Raw genomic sequence first — 20,830 nt, 5'->3', positions numbered from 1 at the left:
CTTTCGGCCACAGGTAGCTTTGGTCTGTGACGCACGCAGACGGCGAGAAAATCGACGCCAGCGCTCTCGAGGGAGTTTCCGAGACCGCGTTGCTGACGCTGAACGGACGCGCGCATCAAGCCCGCCACCCCAAGGCGATCATCGACGACCCGATGGCGATCCGCCTGGTTGAGTCGATCGACTTCGACTTCGACAAGTTCGGCCGCAAGGGCCAGGAGATGGCCCTGCGTTCGCTGGCGTTCGACCGCGCGGCAATTCGATACCTGACCGAGCACCCGTCGGCCACCGTCGTCGCACTGGCCGAAGGCCTACAGACCACGTTCTGGCGCCTCAACGCGGCCCTCCCGGACGCGACATTCCGTTGGCTCACCGTCGATTTCGAGCCCGTCATCGAGCTGCGCCGTCGGCTCCTGCCCTCGTCCCCACGCATCAAATCCCTCGCGCAGTCGGCGCTCGACTACAGCTGGATGGACGCGGTGGACACCAGCAACGGGGTCTTCATCACCGCCGAAGGCCTGCTGATGTATCTGCAATCCCACGAGGCGATGGGCCTGATCACCGCGTGCGCCAACCGGTTTGCAGGCGGCCAGATGATTTTCGACCTGCCCCCGGTGCTGGTGAAGAATTTGGCGCCCAAGGGGCTGCGGTCCTCGCGCCGATACCGCGTTCCGCCGATGCCATTCAGCCTGTCGGCAGACCAATTGGCCGACCTCGCCCACACTGTGCCCGGCATCCGCGCCGTGCACGACCTGCCGATGCCCAAGGGCCGCGGCTTCTTCTTCGAGAAGGTGTTCCCCGCATTCTGGCAACTCAAGTTGACCAGGAACTTCCGCGGTGCCTACACCCTGCTCGAATTCGGCTGAACCGGAGTTGTCCTGACACGACCATTTCCCGGCTCCCGAGCTGAGGTTGGTTCGCTGTGTGCGCCCACCGTCTCGCGATGGGCTTCCAGCAGCCGTAGCCACACCTCGCTGATGGTCGGGAAGCATGGCACTGCATGCCACAGTCTTTCGATAGGCACCTGCGCCGCGACCGCGATGGTCGCCGAGTGCAGAAGCTCGGCCACCCCTGGCCCAACGAAGCTGACGCCGAGCAGATAGCCGTGGTCAACGTCAACGACCATTCTGGCCTGGCCGGCGTAGCCGTCGGCGAAAAAGTTTGCTCCAGGAACAGTTTCGCCGATGTTGACGTCGATCGTTTGTATCCGGTGGCCACGTTGGGTTGCGTCGAGGGCGGTGAGGCCCACAGAGCCCGCTTCGGGGTCCGTGAAAAACGCTTGCGGGACCGCCGCGGAATCCGCTGTGGCGACGTCGGTGCCCCACGGGTCGGTATCGAGCGGCCTCCCCTCGGCTCGCGCGGTGATGGCGTTTCCTGCGATACGGGCCTGATATTTGCCTTGGTGGGTGAGCAAGGCTCGATGGTTGGCGTCACCGAGCGCATACAGCCAACCACCGTCCGCGCCATCAACAAGGCAGGTGTCATCGACGTCTAGCCAGCTCTCGGGCGTCAAACCGACGGTTTCCAGCCCGACATCGGCTGTGTTCGGCGTTCTGCCGGTCGCGAAGAGGACCTCGTCCACCACGAGCTCTTCACCGTCTTCTAAGACCACCGTGACCGGGTCCGTGGATGTGCGACGGCGCAGTTCGACCACATGAGCCCGGGTGCGCACGTCGACGCCGGCATCTGATAATCCCCGAGCGACATACTGGCCGATGAACGGCTCCATGCGCGGCAACAAACCCGGGCCACGTGCGAGAAGCGTCACCTCCGATCCCAAGCCGCGCCAGAGGGTCGCCATCTCGACACCGACGCCCCCGGCGCCGACGACCGCGAGCCGAGCCGGGACTTCGCTGCTGTCGGTGGCCCGACGGTTCGTCCACGGCCGCGCCTCGGCTACGCCGGGGATGGCGGGTACTGCGGCGGTGCTCCCAGTACAGATAGCGACCGCGTGGCGTGCGGTGAGCACCCGCTCTTTGCCGTCGGTGGTTGTGACGGTGACTCGTCGTTGCCCTTGCAGACGGCCGTGGCCGCGGATCACATGTGCGCCCGTGGCGGCGACCTTGCCGATCTGGCCAGCGTCATCCCAATGAGTCACGTAACGGTCGCGACGACCGAACACGCCTGCCGTCGCGATCGGACCTGTTACAGCGTCGCGAGCTCCGTCAACGCGGCGAGCGTCGCCGATAGCCAGCACCGGTCTCAGCAGCGCCTTGCTTGGAATGCATCCCCAGTAGGAACACTCGCCGCCGACGAGCTCACGCTCAACAATCGCGACTGTCAACCCCGCCGATTGGATACGAGCGGTGACGGTCTGTCCCACCGGCCCGGCACCGAGGACGACCACATCGTAGGCTCCGTTCTGCGGGTCGGCGACCTGGGTGGCGGTGAGTGCGTTCATCGTTTCCTCTCCTGCGGTTCTGACCGGTCTTGTATGGCCAGCATCGGATGGCTGCGGTGTTCATCCGGGGACTTATCGGTATCCACGTTCTTGGAGAATCCACGAATTCCCATCCGGATCAATGACATCCGCAAAGCTCGCGTAATCGCTGCGTGCTGGATCGATCCCGACGTGAAACCGCCCGCGCCAACCGCCCTCGGTGGCCTTGTGCCGAATGTCGCTCACCGCAACCCCGCGACTCAGCAGTTCATCGCGAAAGCGGTTGAGATCCGTTGTAACCAAGTACAGGCCCGACGCACTGCCGGCCTGCGCGTCGGTCAATCCGCTGCCGAATTGAATCGAGGTGCAAGACCCCGGCGGCGTCAACTGCACCACCCGAAAGTCCGGAGCGGGTTCGTAATCCACGTCGAGCACGAATCCCATCTGGTCGCGGTAAAACCGCAGTGATCGGTCGGGATCGGATACCGGAAGGGTGACGACCTCGAGCAGCGTATCCATCGATTACTTCGATCCGGCAGGGCGGCCGAGAATCTCGTCGGCGTCCAACCCTCGATCGACGCCGTGCGGCATCACTGACTGTCCCGGTTCCAGGCGCAGTTGTTGACCATCCAGGTACACGTCGATCTTGTCCGGTTCGAATGAGACCAGGTTGCGAACACGGTCAACTTCGGTCCAAGCGTTGGTGTACGACCAGGCAGCGCGCCGGTGCGTGCCAACGTCGTAATAGCTCGCCAATCCTTTGTAGGGGCAGAAGGTCTGGCCGTCGGCCTCCGTCAACGCACCGGAAGTGATGTCGTCGCGTGGCACATACCAGCGCGGTGCGAAACCCGACTCGAACAACACCAGCGGGCAGCGACTCTCTGCGATCAGCACGTCGCCGTCGCAGACCATCAAATGCCTTGACGTAGAGCGGATGTCGATGCGGTGATAGGCATCCGCGGCATGTCCGAGTATGCGTTCATCCTCTTCATAGAAGGCATCCATCGCCCGCCAAGCGAAGGCCACTCGGTGCTCAAGCACGCTCGCATAGCCCGGCGGTTCCGTGTACTGCCACGCCGCATGCTTGACTTCGCGTTGGGGTGTTTCGACGCCGAACCACGTGACGGCGCCGAGCTCCGAATGCTGGGTGACCCGATTCTCGGCCACGAGGAAGCCAGGCGCAATCTGGTTCTGCGGAAAGTATGCAACCGGATAACGGCCGGGCTCGTGTAGCAGCACAACATCCTCGCTGTCGGCGATCCACGTGTCACCGAGTTTCACCCGCATTCGTCGCCGCAAAGGCTCGGCGAACATCAGTTTCGTGGGCAGCGGTTGTGGGGTAAGGAACTCACCCACGGTGCCGGCCGCGAGTGGACCCTGTTGCCAAGCCAAACCCATTGTCACATCTCGCTTTCTGGCGCAGTGGCGCGGTAACCCGGCTGAGAGAGTGGCGAATGTTCAGACATGCACAGCGGCCTGGGTTACATCACCCACAATACTGGGCCATATAACCCAAAAAGTCCAGCGATCGATGCAGACGGATTGGCAGACCCGTGATTCGGCGAGGTCAGGTCCGGTTCTTCGATCGCGAACGAACCCGAGTCGCACGCGTTGTCGGTGCCATCCGGAAGGAGTTCACATATCGGAGTGCTGCTTCCATCATGATCAAAAACGGCTCTGCGGTTCCTGATATGAATGTCAGCATTGTTCCGCCTTGATGCGCGGCGACCAGCGCGACGGCGAGATGACGAGGATCCGCGCCATCGGTGAGTTCTCCTCGCCGACGCATTTGCTTCAGCCCGTTTTGGAAGAGTTCGAGCCATCGGTCGTAACCTTCAGCGAGATCATCCAATACGGCACTGTCTGCTTCGAGCAACTCAGCGGTCAAGGACCCGTAAATGCACCCGCCGTGCAGATAGACAGAATCAATGTCAGCAATACATGCATCGGCCCACGACCGCAGGGCTTGGTAGCTGTCGAACTGCCCCATCACCGGCTGAGCGTGCAAGTCGACAACGTCTTTCGCGCGCGCGGCAATGACTTGGCGAATGAGATCGCGCTTATCTCCGAAGTAGTGGGTGAGCTGTGAACCGCTGACACCGGCCACTCGGCGGACATCATCAAGGCTGGTCGCGTGCACGCCCCGCTCGAACATCAGATGCGCAGCACCGTTGACAATGCGCGCCCTGGTGGCGAGGCCTTTGCGTGTGAATGTCGGCGTGGTCTCACCGTCGACAGCAGCACGCACGCGACGGCCGCGCGGGCGTCGGGTGCGCCGCGCCATCCGTTCAGTGGGATCGGCGGCAAAGAGCCGCAGATAGTTGACGACGAACCTAAGCGTCTCGGCCAGTGGCCACTCTTCCCGGTAGGCGTAGGTCAGTGTGCCTGCCGCTTGGTGACCGCCGACGACGACATAGGCCAATTCGCGAGGCTGCGCGGCCGTCACCAGCACCCCCCGGTCCTTCATGCGACCGAACGACTCTTCCAGCAGTTCGACCCACCGCGCGTAGCCCGCTTCCAACGTCTGGCGCGTCGCGTCGTCGCTTTTGATCAGTCGTCCCGCCAGGGCATGGTATGTGGGTGTACCCCTGTAACCGATTTTGCGCAGGTAACGCAGGTTCAACACCAACCAGCGTTCGAAGTCGTCAAATGTGTTGAGGCCGCGCAGTTGTGGTTGACGGTGGAACTCCAGAACCACTTCTATCTGGCGTTCGAGCACAGCCCTCAGCAACGCTTGCTTGTCGGAATAATAGTGGCTTAGCTGAGACCCGCTCACCGATGCGCGTTGACGTACCTTGTCCAGACTCAGGTCCGAGAGTCCCTCGTCGAGGACAATGCTTGCGGCCGCCTGCAGTATCCGCTCGCGGGTCGCGCGTCCTTTCGGGGTGAACGTCCGCCCCTCTTCGGTGGCCATTTGCTACAAAGGATAGCCCGTACGCCCGCTGAATTGGGTGAACAGACCCAATTCTCTGGCCGTTGTGTCCACGGAGCACTCCTGCGGGAGGATCGCCACGGGCGAGGACAGGTGAGTTCGTCGTGAGTTCGTCGGGTTGGGGCGAACCTATTGACCGCACCTGGTTTGAGTGCAATATTGGGTCGCATCACCCATTTTAGGTGCTCTTCAACCGGCGGACGTCGCCGGAGCTGAATGGCCGGAAAACTTCACGGCATGCGGCCGTCGATAACGATGCGGGTCACCGTCGACGAGTCGTCGATGCAGCCGGGCCGCCGGAAGGAGCCGGAGTGGCAACCTTGATATCGGTCAACGTGGGAATGCCGAAAGCGGTTGCCTGGCGGGATCAAAGCGTCTTCACCGGCGTCTACAAATCGCCCGTCGGCGGCCCCGTCATGGTTCGCCACCTCAACATCGATGGCGATGGGCAGGGTGACCTCAACGGCCACGGTGGTGAAAACCGTGCGGTGCTGGTCTACCAAACCGAGTCCTATGACTACTGGCGCTCGTTTCTCGGGCGCAGTGACCTCGAGCCCGGCGCGTTCGGCGAGAACTTCACCGTCTCCGGCCTGCCGGATGACTCCGTGTGTATCGGGGACCGCTTTCGTATCGGAGGCGCCGAGTTCGAGGTGACGCAGCCACGTGTCACCTGTTTTCGGGTCGGCATGCGCCTGGGGATACCGGATATGCCGCGGCTTCTTGTCGCTCACCACCGCTCGGGCTTCTATCTCCGCGTCATCACCGAAGGACACGTCTGCGCAGGCGACCCCATCGTCCAAACGGGCCGCGGCCGTCATCAGTTGACCGTTGCTGCGGTCGATGCGCTTCTCTATCTGCCCGACCCCGATCCAGCCCGGCTTCGTCAAGCGGTTGATGTCCCGGCGCTCAGCCCGGGCTGGGTTCAATCGTTCAAAGAGATGCTGAGCAAGCCATCCGATGCTGCGCTTGAACCGGCTTGGCGGGGGTTTCGTTGCCTGCGAATCATCTCCGTCCACCGCGAATCCTCCGATGTGGTCTCCATCCAACTCGGTGCCGATGAGCCGCTGCCAATACCTCTGCCCGGCCAGTACCTGACCCTGCGTGTGAACGCCGCCGGGAGTCCAGCCGCGTTGCGCAGCTATTCACTGTCTGGTGATCCCGCCGATGGCATTTACCGCATCAGCGTCAAGCGCGAATCTGGCGGCCGAGTGAGCCAGTGGCTTCATGACAACGCAGAAACTGCAGGAACTCTGGAGGCCGCCGCCCCGCGCGGAGAATTCACCTTGGACGCTGAGGCTTCCAGCCCCGTCGTGTTGCTTTCGGCCGGCATCGGCGCGACACCGGTGTTGGCGATGCTGCATTGGCTTTCCGGCAACGTCAGCGACCGTCGCATCATATGGATCCACGCCACCCACGACCGTGACTCGCACGTCTTCGCCGAAGAGACCGACGCCCTTATCCAAGCGCTCCCCCATGCCGAGCAGTACACGGTCTACAGCGCACGAGAAGGACGCCTCGACCGCGCACGCCTGGCGTCGATCGACATTCCGGTCAATGCTCATGTGTATGTCTGTGGACCAACGGCATTCATGGACGCCGTCCACACCGCCCTGGTCGACCTCGGCGTCGCCGAGGACCACATCCACACCGAACAATTCGGCGCTCGACCGCCGATCAACCCCGGTGTGCAACACCCGCGCACCGTGATTCGACCGCACCAACCGGCGATCACCGGCAGCGGTCCCGCTGTCACCTTCGCCAGATCAGCGCTGACGGTCCCGTGGTCGTCGGAGTACCGCAGTCTGCTCGAACTCAGCGAAGCATGCGACGTACCGACGCGCTTCTCGTGCCGCAGCGGGGTCTGCCACGTCTGCATAACAGCGATCGTCGACGGTGAAGTCGACTACGTGGCAGCGCCGTTGGAACCACCCGAACAAGGCTCTGCCCTTGTCTGCTGCAGCATTCCCAGCACGGATCTGGTTCTGGACTTGTGATGTCGACTAACCGACGACCACGCCTGGAGCGAGTGAGCCTGTTCTCCGACGGGGTGTTCGCCGTGCTGATAACGATCCTGGTGCTCGAGTTGACGCCGCCGGAGGGTGACACCTTCGCTGCCCTTATCCCGTTGTGGCCCACCGGGTTAAGCTACGCGGTAAGTTTCTTCTTCATCGCGATCGTTTGGATCAACCATCACCATCTGTTCAGCTACGCGGGTGCGGCGACACCAAAGTTGGTGTGGTCAAATTTCCTGCACTTGTTCGCGGTGTCACTGATTCCCTTCACCACCGAGTGGAATGCGGAAACACGACTGACGTCATCGGCTCCTGTGGTGCTCTACGCCGCGGTGTTCGTGCTGGTCAATTGCACCTACTTGGCCTTGTGCTGGGAAGCGGTGGATCAGCAGTCGCGGGAGAGCACCTCGCATCGGTTGCGGCGAATGCTCCAGATGCGGTCCTTCGTGACGGTCGTCGCGTTCAGCGCTGCGGCGCTCATCGCGCTTAGATGGCCTGCCGTGGCCATGGGGCTGATCATCGTGTGCCTGATGCTTTACCTGCGCCCGGATATCCCCGGGGCCGATCAAGCCGACCGTCAGCCTGTCCCGGCCCGTGAGGACGGCTGAACTCGAACCGCTGCAGTGATCCGCCTCGATAGAATTTCGACGAATCCGGAAGGCGTGCAGCCATAGTCAGCACAGGAGGCACCAGTGAGTAGTCATGAAGTTCGGATGATTGTGTTGTCCACCGACGACCTGGACGAGTCGATCCGCTTCTATAGCGAAACCCTGGGTATGCCGTTGAAGTTCCGCGACGGCACGCACTTCGCGGCCCTCGACGGCGGACCGATCACGCTCGCGCTGGCCACCAGCGTCGACCATCCGATCCCCGGGCAGGTCGTGGTCGGCATCAAGACCGACGACGTCGACGGCGCCGCCAAAGCCGTCGAGGTCAGCGGCGGGGGAATCGTCAAGGGTCCCTACGACGACGCCCATGAACGCCGCGCTGTGGTCTACGACAACAAGGGCAACGGGGTGGTCTTCTACAAGCCGCTGAACCGCTGACCGTCAGAGGAGCGTCAGCACCGCCCCGCCGAGCAGTCCCGCGGCCATCACCACGACGGCGGTGGCCGCGGTGGCTCTCCACCCGAAACTACGGGCCACCATCGCTGCCCCCGGCAGGCTGACCGCGGGAAGGGTGATCAGCAGCGCGCCAACGACACCCGATGAGGCGCCCAGGAGCGCTAACGCCTGCAGGATCGGGATCTCCCCCGCGGTCGGAATGACCATCAACGTGCCCACCACCGCGGCGATCACCACGAGCAGCAGGCCAAGGCGCGAGGGCTCGAGCAGCGTCAGCAGCCAACCTCGGCCCGCGCCGATGAGCAGCACCAACACCGCGTACTCGGGCAGCAGGATCAGGCCCATCCGCAGCAGCGCCGCGGTGAATTTCGCTGCGGGCCCGCGATCGTCTGTGCCGCCAATCGCGACGACGTCGTCGTCGTCCCGTGCGGAGGCCTCCCCGCGGCGCCGCGTGATCACCGCAACCAGTGCCGACCCCGACACCACCGCCGCTACGCCGACCGACAGCCTGGTCAACGTCCACTGCCACGGCGCAACGAGGCACAGAAAGACCAGCACCGCCGGATTGAGCAACGGGTTGCCCAGCCAATACGCCACCGCCGCAGCATTATTGACGCCGGCTCGCCGCAGCGTGGCCGCGACGGGAGCCGAACAGCAGGTGCACATCATCGACGGCATGCTGGCCAGTCCGCCCGCCACCGCGCTGGGGAGCAGGCGTCGCCGATTCAGCACTAGAGGCAGCCAGTCGCGCGGCACGAACGCCTGCACACACGCGCTGAGCAGCAGCGCCACCACCAGCGCGGGCCATATCGACGCCGTGTAGGCGTGGAAGAACGTCGTGGCGGCGTGCCAACTCGGGGCATCGCCCGCGTGCACGCCCCCGACGCCCATAATGTCCGAGCCTGACCAGTGGTGGTTTTGCGCGGCCGCGAGGGCCTTGTGCGTATAGGGCAGCCACTTCGCCCACGTCAGCCCCACCACAAAGACAGCGACGGTGAGCAGAGTCCCCGCGATCAGCGCGCGCCGCGAATCGGCCGCGAGCGCCTGCGGGCTATCGCTCATCGCCGTCCTGGCCCTCCGTGTGTTCTGTGTCCTCTGCGTCGTCCTCGGCGTCGCGCGGGTCTTCGTCCGGTGCGGGCTCGAGCGCGACACTTCGCACCCGCGGGCCGGCGACCGCGCCCGCGGGCAGGTCCTCGGCTGGGCGTAGCCGTGCGACGCGGCCGACGGCGCGGCGCACCCCTGGCGGTCCTTCCTTGCGCACGAAGTCGCCGAGCCGTCCCGCCCGATAGCGCAGCGGGGAGCCGATGAACTCGCCGAGCACCACTCCGCTGCCGAGGGCGAGCGCGATGGCGATCGCCGTCATCATCTGGCGCAGGCCGTTGTCGATGTTCCCGTCGACGGCGAACGAGAACACCGCGCGGAAGACGGCGAGACCCGGCAGCATCGGCATGATGCCTGCCGTCGCCGTCACCAGGGCGGGCGCTTGCCGCCGGATAGAGATCAACGGCGCGATGAGACCCACGCCCACCGCCGCGATACCGCTGGCGAAGATCTGGCCGAACCCGGCATTTCCCAGGCCGATCAACACCAGCTCCGCGATCCCGGCGACGAGCCCGGCCGTGGCGACCGCGCGCAGCGGCGCATAGCTGGCGACGGTCAGACACGCGCCGGCCAACGCCGCGCCGAACACCGCGATCGAGATGTGCAGCAGTCCGCGGGGCGCGATGAACGATTCGGTTGCGTCGACGTGCAGCGAGATCGAGATCCCGTTGAGCGCGGCGACCTGCAGACCGGCGAGGATGCCGACGACGATGCCCGAGGTCAGCAGCACGGCTTCGCCGAGCCGCGCGATCGACGTGAGCAGATGCCCCGTCACCGCGTCCTGCATCGCGCCGACGAGTGTCAGCCCGGACAGCAGCATCACGATGCCGGTAGCCACCAGCGCGGTCGGGTTGAGCCCGGAGTAGAGGTAGGCGCCGACGGCGACCAGGGTTGCGATCGCCGCACCCGTGACGTGCTGGAAGAAGAACGGCGTATTGATCTTGTTCAGCAGCCGGCCGACCCGGTCGATGAGCGCCGACGTGACGGCGGCCAGCACGCACGTCACCCAGGTGCCGCCGAGCAGCATGGCGATGCCCAACGCGAAGCCCGCCCAGCCCACCGTCGCCAGCCACCGCGGATACGGGTGGGGTCGCTGCGTCAACTCGTCCATGGCGTCGTGGGCTTCGTCGACGCTCACACCGCCGGTGGTGATTCGCTGGATCAGCCGGTCGAGGTGACCCAGTCGGGTGTAGTCGGTGGACCGGTTGTGCACGGACCGCACGATCGTCACCGGCGCGCTGTCAACGGTGGGTACCGCCGACACGATGACGGTGGTGGCGATGACGTCGACGACGCAGTCGGTGAGCCGGTACGCCTGGGCCACGTCCCTGGCCGTCGCGATGACGTCTGCCGTGCCGGACCCCGACGACAGCATCACCTCGGCGAGGCGGATGGTCAGGTCGAGAACCTTGCGGGTGTGCAGATCACCCAACTCCGCCGAGGTGCGCCTGCGCTGACCGGCGACCGGCGCCGGATCGCGGCTACCGCGCAGCGCCAGCCGCAGTCCACGGCGGACGCGGTTGGTGCCAGGCGTTCGTTCCAGGGCCATCGAGGTGCAGGATACGCAGGCTCGGTTACGTCACCGTCTTGAGCAGGGGACGCAGATCGTCCAGACGGTCGAACAAGTGCCAAATATACGACGACGCGCCGTTGTCCCGGTGCGGGTGCAGGTCTGCCAATTCGGGGTCGTCGCAATAACTCTGGAAGGCTTCGCGAGAGTCCCATTCGACGAGGATCAACACCGTCCGAGGGGCGATGTCCCCCGTGATCGATTCCCGAAACCGGCCGAGAGCGACGACGCGACCGCCGTGCTTGGCGACCTCCTGCGGCGAGCGTCTGGAGTAGGCCAGGTATTCGTCGCGGTCGGCGACATCGAAGAGGTTCAGCGCATACACCGTCACTGACGTGACCCTACCCGCGTCGCCCAACGTGAAGGTGTTGCGAAATTCCGGCCGATTTTCCACAAATTCTGCACGTTCGGCGCGAGGAAACTGGTGCTCGAAGGCACCGATCAAGGGCCCAATAATCAACTATGGCCATCATGCAGGAGTGTGCGTGGGCGAAAGCGGCAACCCAGACAGGGACCCGACGCCTCGACACGCTCATTGCGCAGGCACGCGCGACTACTCAAGCCGGGGCGACTGCCCCGTCGCCTTCGATTCAGCGGGCGATTTTGTCCGCGCTGCGGTCACAGCTGGCCCAAGCCGTCGAAGTCGTCGATTCGGTCCAGAACTCCGCAGCGCAAGTCGCCAGTCACGTTCGCTCTCTTCGCTATCCGCTCGCCACCCTTCCAGCGCCCGAGCCGACTCCCGCGGTGCACGGCTTGAACAGCGGTGCCCTTTTCGCACCGCTCCCCGCCGGGCCGGTGGTGTGGTGTATCCGACCGAGAGGAACCTTCGGTATGTACCGGTGCTCGGTGCTCTATCCCGACCTCGGCGTCGGCACATACTGGAGTCCCACTGACGACAGCGGCGGGTCGCTGTGACGAGGAGGACGAAGTGAGTGCTGAGGCCGGCGACCTGCATCGCTACGCCTTCCACATGGAACCGCAGACCAGTCAGGTCGGCGACGAGTGGACGGCGGCGTATCCGGGCGCGGACTGGTCGGCCTCGGGGCGTACCCGCGCCGAGGCGCTGCAACGGCTGGGTGAGGAGTTCACCCGCAGACAGAACGCCGGCGAGGACGTTCTCGCCTACGCAACCATCATCTACCGCCGGCATCTGCGCGAGCCCGTCGAGGGTGTCTACGCCGTCGACAACGACCTGTACCGGGAACTGATCCACGCCCCCGCCGACGAACGCAAGCGCGCGATCGAAGAACTCGAACGCCGACGCCGATCGGGTCAGACCTACACGCTGTCCGACTACCGCCGCGACCGCGAAAACCGCGACGGTTAGGGCGAATCACCGCCATCCGGCTCCGGCACGTCAGCCTCCCAGCGTGCCCGCCGCTGTGCGTCGGTCTGCTCCCACCACGGCGGTGTTCCCCGTTCACCGAGTGCGACTTTCGCCGCATGAACGCCCGCGCGCGCCGCGGCCTCCTCGGCGGTGCCTTTCCTACGCCGCACCTCGCGACGCCAAGCCATCAGGATGCGGGTCAACTCCGTCCGCCGAGCCTCCGGGATCGCGGGATCGGTCGCGCGCCACCGTCGGCCCTTGATGACGACGTAGTGCCCGTCGTCGGTCAGCGGCGGCTCGCTCATCCGGTGATGCTAGCCGCGTCGATCGCCTTGTAGATGCGCTGTTCGCTGACCGGTCGCGGCGTGCCGAGCTGCTGCGCCCACAGGCTCACGCGCAGCTCGTCGATCTGGCGGGCGATGTCGCGGATATCTGCGGCGGCCCGCCGCGACGGCGGCAACGCGGCCACCAGCTCGTCGTAGGCCTCCTGCACGGCGTGCACCCGCCGCATCCGCTCACGGTCGACCTCGAGCGCGTAGGGCAGCCGGTCGATGCGCCTGCGGATCGCTGTCAGGTAGCGGACGAGATCGGCCAGGCGCGCGGCTCCCGTCGCCGTGACGAAGCGGGCAGGCAGCAGCCGCTCGAGCTGCGCGCGGATGTCGGCGATCGCCTCGCTCTGCGCCGGCGGCGGATCGGCGGGCAGGACGAGCTGCACGTCGTGTGCGGCCGACAGCACCTTCTCGACGCGGCCCACAATGTCGGCCGTCGTCGACACCAGCTCTGCCGCGACACGATCGCGCAGCGCAGCAAACTCCGCTCGTGTCCAAACCGCTCCGGACACAAGCGAATCCGTCGCGGCGTCGGCGCAGTCGTCGATCAGCGCCGTCAATGAGCCGTCCGGGTTCGCGCCAAGGGTCAGCCGCGTTCGCGGGTCGAGCTGCCGCTCAACTGCTTTGGTGGGCGACGGCACACTCAGCCGCAGCAGCCGCCGGAGGCCCGGCCCCATCGCCTGGGTTTGCTCACCCTGCGTGGCGAACACCGCCACATCGACCGCGGCGCCCGCGTCGACGAATGCGGGGTAACCGCGCACCGCACGGCCGCCGACCGTGCGCTCCACCACGCGCGGCAGCTCGTCGAGATCTTCTGGCCAGCCCCGCAATCCGGTACGTTCCAGCTCACCGGCGACCACATCGGCTACGGCGTCGCGTGCCGTGCCCGCCAGCCGTTCCTGCAGCGTCGTCAGGTCCTTACCGCGGGCCACCTCTCGGCCGTCCGCCGACTCGACGGCAAACGTCACCCGCAGGTGCGCCGGCAGCTTGTCCATGTCGAACGCGTCAAGCGGCACCAAGACCCCTGTGCGGCGCCGCAATTCGCGTTGTAGCGCCTCCAGCAGCGGCTCGCGGTCCGGATCGATATGGGCCAGCACCGCGCGGGCGGTGTCGGGTGCGGGAACGAAGTTGCGGCGCAGATCTTTCGGCAGCGAGCGGATGAGCGCGGTGATCAACTCCTCCCGCAGCGCGGGCACCTGCCAGGCGAACTGATCGCCACCCAACCGGGTGAGCACGTCGAGCGGGACGTGCACCGTCACGCCGTCGTCGGCGGCGCCGGGCTCGAAGCGATAACTCAACGGCAACGAGAGATCGCCCGTCTCCCAGGTGTCGGGCCGCTCATCGGCCGCAGTGTCGTCGGTGCGCAGCAGATCATCGCGGGTCAACCTCAGCAGGTCAGGTGTCTTGTGCCGCTGCTTCTTCCACCACCCGTCGAAGTGCCGCGCCGAGACGATGTCGGCGGGAATCCTGGCGTCGTAGAACGCGTAGATGTCGTCGTCGCCGACGAGCAGATCACGCCGCCGCGCCCGCTCCTCGAGTTCCTCCAGTTCCTCGCGCAACCGGGCGTTGTCGCGGAAGAAGTGGTGGCGGGTCTGCCACTCCCCTTGCACCAGGGCGTGCCGGATGAACAGTTCGCGCGCCACCTGCGGCTCGATCGGCCCGTAGTTCACCCGGCGCCGCGCCACCAGCGGCAGGCCGTACAGCGTCACCCGTTCGTAGGCCATCACGGCGCCGCGCTGGGCGTCCCAGTGCGGCTCGCTGTAGGCGCGCTGCACCAGGTGCGCGGCGACGCGTTCGACCTCTTCGGGTTGGATGCGCGCCGCGATCCGTCCGTAGAGCCGGCTGGTCTCGACCAGGTCGGCGACGACGACCCAGCGCGGCGGGCGCTTGGTCAGGACCGAGCCCGGCGCCAACACGAACCGCGTATTGCGCGCGCCCTGGAACTCCGCTCGTCCCGCTCCTCGCGCTCCTCGCCCGCGCGGGGAATCGTCTGCGCGCATGCCGATGTGCGATAGCAGGCCTGCGGTCAGCGCCGCGTGGATGCGCGCCGGATCGGCGGGCTCGTCTTGCTCGCGGATGCCCATGTCACGGGCGATGCTGCGCAGTTGGCCGACCAGGTCCTGCCACTCGCGGATGCGCAGATAGTGCAGAAATTCCTCGCGGCACATGCGTCGAAACGAGTTGCCCGAGCGTTCTTTTCGTTGCTCGCTCAGATAGCGCCAGAGGTTCAGATAGGACAGGAAGTCGGAGTTCTCGTCGGCGAAGCGGGCATGCTTCTGGCGCGCGGCGTCCTCGCGGTCGGTTGGGCGTTCCCGCGGGTCCGGTATCGACAGCGCGGCGGCCAACACGAGAATTTCCCGCACGCAGCCCTCGGCGTCGGCCTGCAGGATCATCCTGGCGAGCCGCGGATCGACCGGCAGTTGGGCGAGTCGGCGGCCGATGTCGGTGATCGCTCCGTCGCGGTCGAAGGCGCCGAGTTCCTGCAGCAGTTGGATGCCGTCGCGGATGCTGCGTTGCTCCGGCGGGTCGAGGAACGGGAAGTGTTCGATGTCGCCGAGTTTCAGCGCCGCCATCTGCAGGATCACTGCCGCGAGGTTGGTCCGCAGAATCTCGGGGTCGGTGTAGCGCGGACGCGCCGCGAAGTCCTCTTCGGAGTACAACCGGATGCAGATGCCGGGTGCGGTGCGCCCGGACCGGCCCGCCCGCTGCGCGGCGGAGGCCTGCGATATCGGCTCGATCGGCAGCCGCTGCACCTTCGTTCTGCGGCTATAGCGCGAGATGCGCGCCGTGCCGGGGTCCACGACGTACCGGATGCCCGGCACGGTCAGCGACGTCTCGGCGACGTTGGTGGCCAACACCACTCGACGGCCGGTGTGAGGGGCGAAGACGCGCTGCTGTTCGGCGGTCGGCAACCGCGCGTACAGCGGCAGCACCTCGGTGTTCTTGAGGTGACGCAAAGCCTCTGCGGTGTCGCGGATTTCGCGTTCGCCGGACAGGAACACCAGGATGTCGCCCGGCGGCTCGCTCTGCAGTTCCTCGATGGCGTCGACGATGGCCTCAGTCTGGTCCCGCATCTCGGTGCGGACCACCTCGTGATCCGGGTCGTCCGGGTCATCGGCGTCGTCGGGCGCTACGACGACTTCCAATGGGCGGTAACGGATCTCGACCGGATAGGTGCGACCGGACACCTCGATGATCGGAGCGCCGCCGAAGTGCGCGGAGAAACGCTCCGGCTCGATCGTCGCCGACGTGACGATGACCTTCAAGTCGGGGCGGCGCGGCAGCAACTCGCGCAGGTAGCCGAGCAGGAAGTCGATGTTGAGGCTGCGCTCGTGGGCCTCGTCGAGGATCAGGGTGTCGTAGCGCAGCAGGCGGCGATCGCGTTGGATCTCGGCCAGCAGGATACCGTCGGTCATCAGCTTGACCAGGGTGCGGTCGCTGACCTGATCGGTGAACCGGACGCTGTAGCCGACGGTGTCGCCGAGCGGTGTGCCCAACTCGTCGGCGATCCGCTGGGCGACGGTGCGGGCGGCCAGGCGGCGCGGCTGGGTGTGGCCGATGGTGCCGCGGACCCCGCGGCCGATGTCGAGGCAAATCTTGGGCAGCTGCGTGGTCTTGCCCGAGCCGGTTTCCCCGGCCACCACGATCACCTGGTGCTTTCGCAACGCCTCGGCCAATTCCCCACGCCGGTCGCTGACCGGCAGATCTGGATATGTGATAGTCGGGACTGCGGCTTGCCGGGTGGCGACGAGCGCCTCGGCCTCGGCGATCTGGTCGGCGAGCTGCTGCAGTCTCGCGGGTTCGGGGCGGCGCAGGTTCTTCAAGCGCCTGCCGAGACGAGCGGCGTCGCGGATGGTCAGACCGTCGAGACGTTTGCGCAACTCTCGAGCGGACGTTTCGGCCACTCCGGCCAGGGTAGGCGTTATCCGGTTGCTCCACCCCGTGAGGGGGAACACAGACCTGTGGCACAGGCAAATGGATAAGAGGGAGGATCCGTGCCACCTGAACAATTCGACAACGCGTCAACCCCCGCCGTCGACGACGAATCGACGCCCGTACTGAGGAAGGCCATCTCGGCGTCGGCGATCGGCAACATGACCGAGTGGTTCGACTACGGCATCTACACCTACGGCGTCAGCTACATCTCGGCGGCGATCTTTCCCGGGGACACCGCCAGCGCGACGTTGCTGGCGTTGATGACCTTCGCGGTGTCGTTTTTGGCGCGTCCTTTCGGCGGCTTGGTGTGGGGCCCGCTCGGGGACCGTCTCGGTCGCCGCCGCGTGCTGGCGACCACGATCCTGCTGATGTCGGGCGCCACCGTGTGCATGGGGCTGGTGCCGAGCTATGCCTCGATCGGCATCTGGGCGCCGGTCATCATGGTGTGTTTGCGTGTCATCCAGGGCTTTTCGACCGGTGGCGAGTACGGCGGCGCCGCAACGTTCATGGCCGAGTACGCGCCGTCGCGTCGACGCGGCTTCCTCGGGTCGTTCCTGGAGTTCGGCACGCTCGCCGGATTCTCGATCGGCGCGCTGTTGATGCTCGGCTTTCAACTCCTGCTCACCGAGGATCAGATGGGAACGTGGGGCTGGCGCCTGCCGTTCCTCGTCGCCGCGCCGCTCGGCCTCATCGGCCTCTATCTGCGCAGCCGCCTGGACGAGACCCCCGTCTTCCGGGAACTGGAGGACAGCGGCCACGACCAGGAGGGCGTCGGCACGGAGTTCAAGCAGCTGTTCCTCGACTACTGGGCGCCGATCCTGCGGCTGGGCGGCCTGGTCGTCGCGCTGAACGTCGTCAACTACACGTTATTGACGTATATGCCGACGTATTTGAAGAACACCATCGGCCTGTCCACCGACATGTCACTGGTGGTGCCCATCATCGGGATGCTGGCGATGATGGTGTTCGTGCCGTTCACCGGCCACCTGTCCGACCGGTTCGGGCGCAAGCCGCTGTGGCGGGTCTCGCTGATCGGGCTGATCGTGCTGGCGGTGCCGATGTTCCTGCTGATCGCCACCGGCGCCGTCGGGGCCACCGTCGGCTACGCGGTGTTGGGGCTGCTGTATGTGCCGCAGCTGGCCACCATTTCGGCGACCTTCCCGGCGATGTTCCCGACGCAGGTGCGCTACGCCGGCTTCGCGATCGCCTACAACGTCGCGACATCGCTGTTCGGCGGCACGGCACCGGCGTTCAACGACTGGCTGGTGATGGAGACCGGCAACGATCTGGTGCCCGCCTTCTACATGATCGTGGCCTGTGTGGTCGGCCTGGTCGCGTTGTTCAGGCTGCCCGAAACCGCCCGATGCCCGATCAACGGCACCGAGATCCCGGGTACGCCGGACGCCCCACCGCCGCTGGACTACCACCCCGCATCGAGCCGCAGCTGAAACACGCGCAGTCGCAGGGTATTTCAGTTCTGCCGCGGCAATAGCTCGGCGACGAAGGTCTCGAGGAATTCGGCTGTGCGCAGATTTCCGGCGGGCCGGATCACGAACTTGCTCAGCCCGGCGTCGATGTAGTCGTCGAGCCGACGGTGCAGTGTCGGCCAGTCGGCGGCGACGAGCTCGGACGGGTCGAGATCGGGTCGACGCTTGCGAATCGACGCCACCACCGGCGCAGGCAGTTCGCCGCCGCCGACAGCGAGGCTGATCCCGAAGTGGTCGTTCTCGATGTCGCGGCCGGCCTGCACGGCGGCGGTGCTGATCGCGTCACGGGCGCGGCCCGCCTCGGCGGGCGTCAGGAAGCTGCCCAGCCAGCCGTCGCCGAGCGCGCCGATGCGCCGGAATGCCGCAGGCGACGCGCCGCCGATCCAAATATCAAGCGGTGGAGACGGTTTCGGCATCACCCGCACGTCGCGCACGGTGAAGTGGTTGCCGGTGAAGGTGACGTCGTCGTCACGCAACGCGACGCGCAAGAGGCGCAACGCCTCGTCGAACACCTCGGCGCGTTTGCCGTCGGGAACCGGGAACAGGTCGCGCTCGACGGGCAGCGCCGAGCGCAGACCGAAGACGGGCAGCACCCGTTTGGGTGCCACCGCCGCGAGCGACGCCAACTGTTTGGCGACCAACACCGGATGGCGCCCGGGCAGCACCGCGACCGAGGTGCCGACCTTCAGCCGCTTGGTGCGCGCCAACGCCACCGACATGCCGACGACGGGGTCGACGGCGGTGGAGTACACCAGTTCGGAGAACCACAGCGAGTCGACGCCTGCGCTCTCCAGATAGTCGATGGCGTCGAACAGCTCACCGGGGCCGGTGTCGGCTCCCAGACTGACTCCGAACCGGATCTTCACCCACGCCTCCTCGGCTCAACGGTCTTCTCCACATCGCAACACGCAGCAGCGGCCTTTGTGCCTGGGGCGCGGATCGGTTCAATGTCATGCCGTCAGCGCCGGCTGCAAGGAGGACTTCTGCTAAGGCAGATTCAAGCCCGCGTCGAGCGCACACCCGGCGAGCGCACCGGGGCGACGCTTAATACCCTGTGGGGGTGGCGCATGTCCTGTCGGTGAACCTGGCACGCGTCCGCACCAATCCCGACGCGCCGTCGCGGTCGACGGGTATCGACAAGGCGCCCACCTCCGATGCGGTCATGGTCCGTTCTCCGGGCCCGATGCGCGGCGGGGCCGGCAGCGGACTGGTCGGCGACACCATCGGCAATCGGCGGCTGCACGGCGGCGACGACCAGGCCGTCTACGCCTACGCGCGCGAAGACCTCGACGAGTGGGAGAACCGGCTCTCGCGTCCGCTGACAAACGGAATGTTCGGCGAGAACTTCACCACGGCCGGAATCGACGTCACCAACGCGCTGATCGGGGAACGCTGGCGAGTCGGCAGCGACGGCCCCCTGCTGGAGGTCTGTGCGGTTCGCACACCGTGCCGCACGTTCTCGGCCTTCCTGCAATTGAAGGGCTGGATCAAGACGTTCACCGATGCCGGCAAGCCCGGCGCCTATCTGCGCGTCATCTCGCCCGGTGAGGTGCGCGCAGGCGATGCGATCTCGCTGGATTACCGGCCCGATCACGACGTGACTGTGGGCCTGGTTTTCCGTGCCCGGATGTCGGAGCCCGCTCTGCTGCCCCGATTGCTGACGGTTGACGCGCTGTCAGCCGAACTGAAGAACTATGCGCGCCGCCGCCTCGCGGTGACGGCGGACTGAAAAGCTAGAGTCGGGGCCATGCTCCGCGAAGTCTTCAGTGCATACCAACGCTGGAATTACCGCGGCGGCCGCCCCAGTTGGTCGGCGCGCATCTCGAACCGACTCAGCGCCATAGCATTTGCCGCAGGCATCGGTCCCGGCCAGGCCGCCACCCTCGAGGTGCGCGGCCGCAAATCCGGGCGGACGATCTCGTTTCCCATTGTGGTCGTCGACCATGACGGTGAGCGTTATGTGGTGGCGATGCTGGGGCAGAAGACGAACTGGGTGCACAACCTGCGCGCCGACGGACACGCCGTGCTGCTGACACGCCGTCGGCGGGAGAACGTCTCGCTCGTCGAGGACTTCTCAGAGAAACGCCCCGCGATCCTGCGCCGGTATCTCGAACTGGCTCCCGGTGCGCGGCCGTTCTTTCCGGTCGACCGGCGCGCGCCGCTCGAGGACTTCGCCCGAATCGTCGACGACTACCCCGTCTTTCGGTTCGCCTGATTGTCCTTGTGAAGATCGGCGAACGAGTTGCGCAGGCCGCCGTCCATCGAGATCTGGATGAGGGCCACGGCGATCATCACCGCCGCGGTCACCAGGTGCACCACCGCGTCAGTGAGGTTGTTCGGAAAGGTCAGGACGAACGCGACCTGATGCGAGAAAAACGCCCAGATCCCCGGCAGCGCCCCCGCAACCGCGGCGATCAGCAGATACAGCACGGACCAGGACTTGCGCATCGCGAACACCAGTCCCGGCGCGAACAGTGCTAGTCCGCCGACGGCATGCCAGCCGTTGTAATCCATCCAGAAGATCTGCACGGTCGGCGCGTCGGGACCGGTTGCGAAACTCGGGTTTGCGATGAAGCCGATCACCGCCTGGATGACGTGGAAGAGGGCGATGATGAACAGGCCGATCTGAGCGAAACTCCACTTCACGAACTGCACCTCTCGGGCTTGTCGGTAGGGGTTCGCCCCGAATACTACG

Annotated in this window: 18 protein-coding genes and 1 pseudogene; 8 read left to right on the top strand and 11 right to left on the bottom strand. The window is 65.9% G+C overall.

The genetic code is table 11. The annotated features are described in order from the left end of the window. Positions 1–26: 26 nt before the first annotated feature. Entirely contained in the window at positions 27–863 is an 837-nt protein-coding gene (locus CQY20_RS10140) for a class I SAM-dependent methyltransferase (RefSeq protein ID WP_097939945.1), read from the top strand. A 68-nt stretch (positions 864–931) separates the two neighbouring features. Here the strand turns inward: CQY20_RS10140 and CQY20_RS10135 are convergent. The 4 genes and pseudogenes from CQY20_RS10135 to CQY20_RS10120 form a co-directional block, all read right to left on the bottom strand. Continuing rightward, positions 932–2,398 (bottom strand): annotated as a pseudogene (locus CQY20_RS10135) (dihydrolipoyl dehydrogenase family protein); the annotation flags it as partial. 72 nt (positions 2,399–2,470) lie between these two features. Beyond that, a complete protein-coding gene (locus tag CQY20_RS10130) occupies positions 2,471–2,896 on the bottom strand; it encodes a VOC family protein (RefSeq protein ID WP_097939943.1) in 426 nt (141 codons plus the stop codon). A 3-nt stretch (positions 2,897–2,899) separates the two neighbouring features. Beyond that, a complete protein-coding gene (locus CQY20_RS10125) occupies positions 2,900–3,733 on the bottom strand; it encodes a DUF427 domain-containing protein (RefSeq protein ID WP_234816180.1) in 834 nt (277 codons plus the stop codon). Positions 3,734–3,944: 211 nt separating this feature from the next. After that, positions 3,945–5,291 carry a TetR/AcrR family transcriptional regulator gene (locus CQY20_RS10120; RefSeq protein ID WP_097939941.1) on the bottom strand — a complete coding sequence of 449 codons (1,347 nt, stop codon included), beginning with the start codon at positions 5,289–5,291 and terminating at the stop codon, positions 3,945–3,947. Positions 5,292–5,620: 329 nt separating this feature from the next. On the opposite strand from CQY20_RS10120, the gene CQY20_RS10115 reads away from it, so the two are divergent. The 3 genes from CQY20_RS10115 to CQY20_RS10105 all read left to right on the top strand — a co-directional run bounded on the left by CQY20_RS10115 (position 5,621) and on the right by CQY20_RS10105 (position 8,367). Next, positions 5,621–7,303: an MOSC and FAD-binding oxidoreductase domain-containing protein gene (locus CQY20_RS10115; protein ID WP_097939940.1), complete on the top strand. Its 1,683-nt coding sequence runs from the start codon at positions 5,621–5,623 to the stop codon at positions 7,301–7,303. Further along, on the top strand, positions 7,303–7,929 hold the full coding sequence (locus tag CQY20_RS10110) for a TMEM175 family protein (protein WP_097939995.1): 627 nt from the start codon (positions 7,303–7,305) through the stop codon (positions 7,927–7,929). Before CQY20_RS10115 ends, CQY20_RS10110 begins: the two co-directional genes overlap by 1 nt. An 84-nt stretch (positions 7,930–8,013) precedes the next feature. Then, positions 8,014–8,367, top strand: a complete 354-nt coding sequence (locus CQY20_RS10105) for a VOC family protein (RefSeq protein WP_097939939.1) — start codon at positions 8,014–8,016, stop codon at positions 8,365–8,367. A 3-nt stretch (positions 8,368–8,370) separates the two neighbouring features. On the opposite strand, the gene CQY20_RS10100 is transcribed toward CQY20_RS10105, so the two are convergent. The 3 genes from CQY20_RS10100 to CQY20_RS10090 are packed head-to-tail and all read right to left on the bottom strand — an operon-like array spanning position 8,371 to position 11,387. Continuing rightward, the gene (locus CQY20_RS10100; RefSeq protein WP_097939938.1) at positions 8,371–9,447 is read right to left on the bottom strand and encodes a permease; all 1,077 of its coding nucleotides are present in this window, start codon (positions 9,445–9,447) and stop codon (positions 8,371–8,373) included. Further along, positions 9,437–11,035 carry a threonine/serine exporter family protein gene (locus CQY20_RS10095; protein ID WP_097939937.1) on the bottom strand — a complete coding sequence of 533 codons (1,599 nt, stop codon included), beginning with the start codon at positions 11,033–11,035 and terminating at the stop codon, positions 9,437–9,439. The genes CQY20_RS10100 and CQY20_RS10095 overlap by 11 nt, the downstream gene beginning before the upstream one ends. Positions 11,036–11,060: 25 nt before the next feature. Continuing rightward, entirely contained in the window at positions 11,061–11,387 is a 327-nt protein-coding gene (locus CQY20_RS10090) for a DUF1330 domain-containing protein (protein WP_097939994.1), read from the bottom strand. A 597-nt stretch (positions 11,388–11,984) separates the two neighbouring features. Between CQY20_RS10090 and CQY20_RS10080 the strand changes: the two genes are divergently transcribed. Next, entirely contained in the window at positions 11,985–12,383 is a 399-nt protein-coding gene (locus CQY20_RS10080) for a hypothetical protein (protein ID WP_234816179.1), read from the top strand. Here the strand turns inward: CQY20_RS10080 and CQY20_RS10075 are convergent. Together CQY20_RS10075 and hrpA are read right to left on the bottom strand one after the other, a co-directional pair. Continuing rightward, on the bottom strand, positions 12,380–12,688 hold the full coding sequence (locus CQY20_RS10075) for a hypothetical protein (protein WP_097939935.1): 309 nt from the start codon (positions 12,686–12,688) through the stop codon (positions 12,380–12,382). The genes CQY20_RS10080 and CQY20_RS10075 overlap by 4 nt on opposite strands. Then, positions 12,685–16,626: an ATP-dependent RNA helicase HrpA gene (gene hrpA / locus CQY20_RS10070; protein WP_371871071.1), complete on the bottom strand. Its 3,942-nt coding sequence runs from the start codon at positions 16,624–16,626 to the stop codon at positions 12,685–12,687. Before hrpA ends, CQY20_RS10075 begins: the two co-directional genes overlap by 4 nt. A gap of 81 nt (positions 16,627–16,707) precedes the next feature. Between hrpA and CQY20_RS10065 the strand changes: the two genes are divergently transcribed. Next, the gene (locus CQY20_RS10065) at positions 16,708–18,096 is read left to right on the top strand and encodes an MFS transporter (protein ID WP_234816178.1); all 1,389 of its coding nucleotides are present in this window, start codon (positions 16,708–16,710) and stop codon (positions 18,094–18,096) included. Between the two features lie 23 nt (positions 18,097–18,119). On the opposite strand, the gene CQY20_RS10060 is transcribed toward CQY20_RS10065, so the two are convergent. Further along, positions 18,120–19,001 carry a TIGR03854 family LLM class F420-dependent oxidoreductase gene (locus tag CQY20_RS10060; RefSeq protein ID WP_097939933.1) on the bottom strand — a complete coding sequence of 294 codons (882 nt, stop codon included), beginning with the start codon at positions 18,999–19,001 and terminating at the stop codon, positions 18,120–18,122. Positions 19,002–19,195: 194 nt separating this feature from the next. Here CQY20_RS10060 and CQY20_RS10055 point away from each other — a divergent pair, with 194 nt between their 5' ends. Together CQY20_RS10055 and CQY20_RS10050 are read left to right on the top strand one after the other, a co-directional pair. Then, the gene (locus tag CQY20_RS10055; RefSeq protein WP_097939932.1) at positions 19,196–19,864 is read left to right on the top strand and encodes an MOSC domain-containing protein; all 669 of its coding nucleotides are present in this window, start codon (positions 19,196–19,198) and stop codon (positions 19,862–19,864) included. 18 nt (positions 19,865–19,882) lie between these two features. Continuing rightward, complete coding sequence (locus CQY20_RS10050; protein ID WP_097939931.1) at positions 19,883–20,350, top strand: nitroreductase/quinone reductase family protein; 468 nt, start codon at positions 19,883–19,885, stop codon at positions 20,348–20,350. Here CQY20_RS10050 and CQY20_RS10045 read toward each other — a convergent pair. After that, positions 20,326–20,781 carry a DUF4383 domain-containing protein gene (locus CQY20_RS10045; RefSeq protein ID WP_097939991.1) on the bottom strand — a complete coding sequence of 152 codons (456 nt, stop codon included), beginning with the start codon at positions 20,779–20,781 and terminating at the stop codon, positions 20,326–20,328. The two genes, CQY20_RS10050 and CQY20_RS10045, sit on opposite strands and share 25 nt — an antisense overlap. Positions 20,782–20,830 lie beyond the last annotated feature (49 nt).

This window comes from Mycolicibacterium agri (assembly GCF_002553505.1).
In the GTDB taxonomy this organism is placed as follows: domain Bacteria; phylum Actinomycetota; class Actinomycetes; order Mycobacteriales; family Mycobacteriaceae; genus Mycobacterium; species Mycobacterium agri.
The sequence above is the reverse complement of the archived record's forward strand: the minus strand, read 5'-3'. Positions and strand labels throughout refer to the sequence as shown.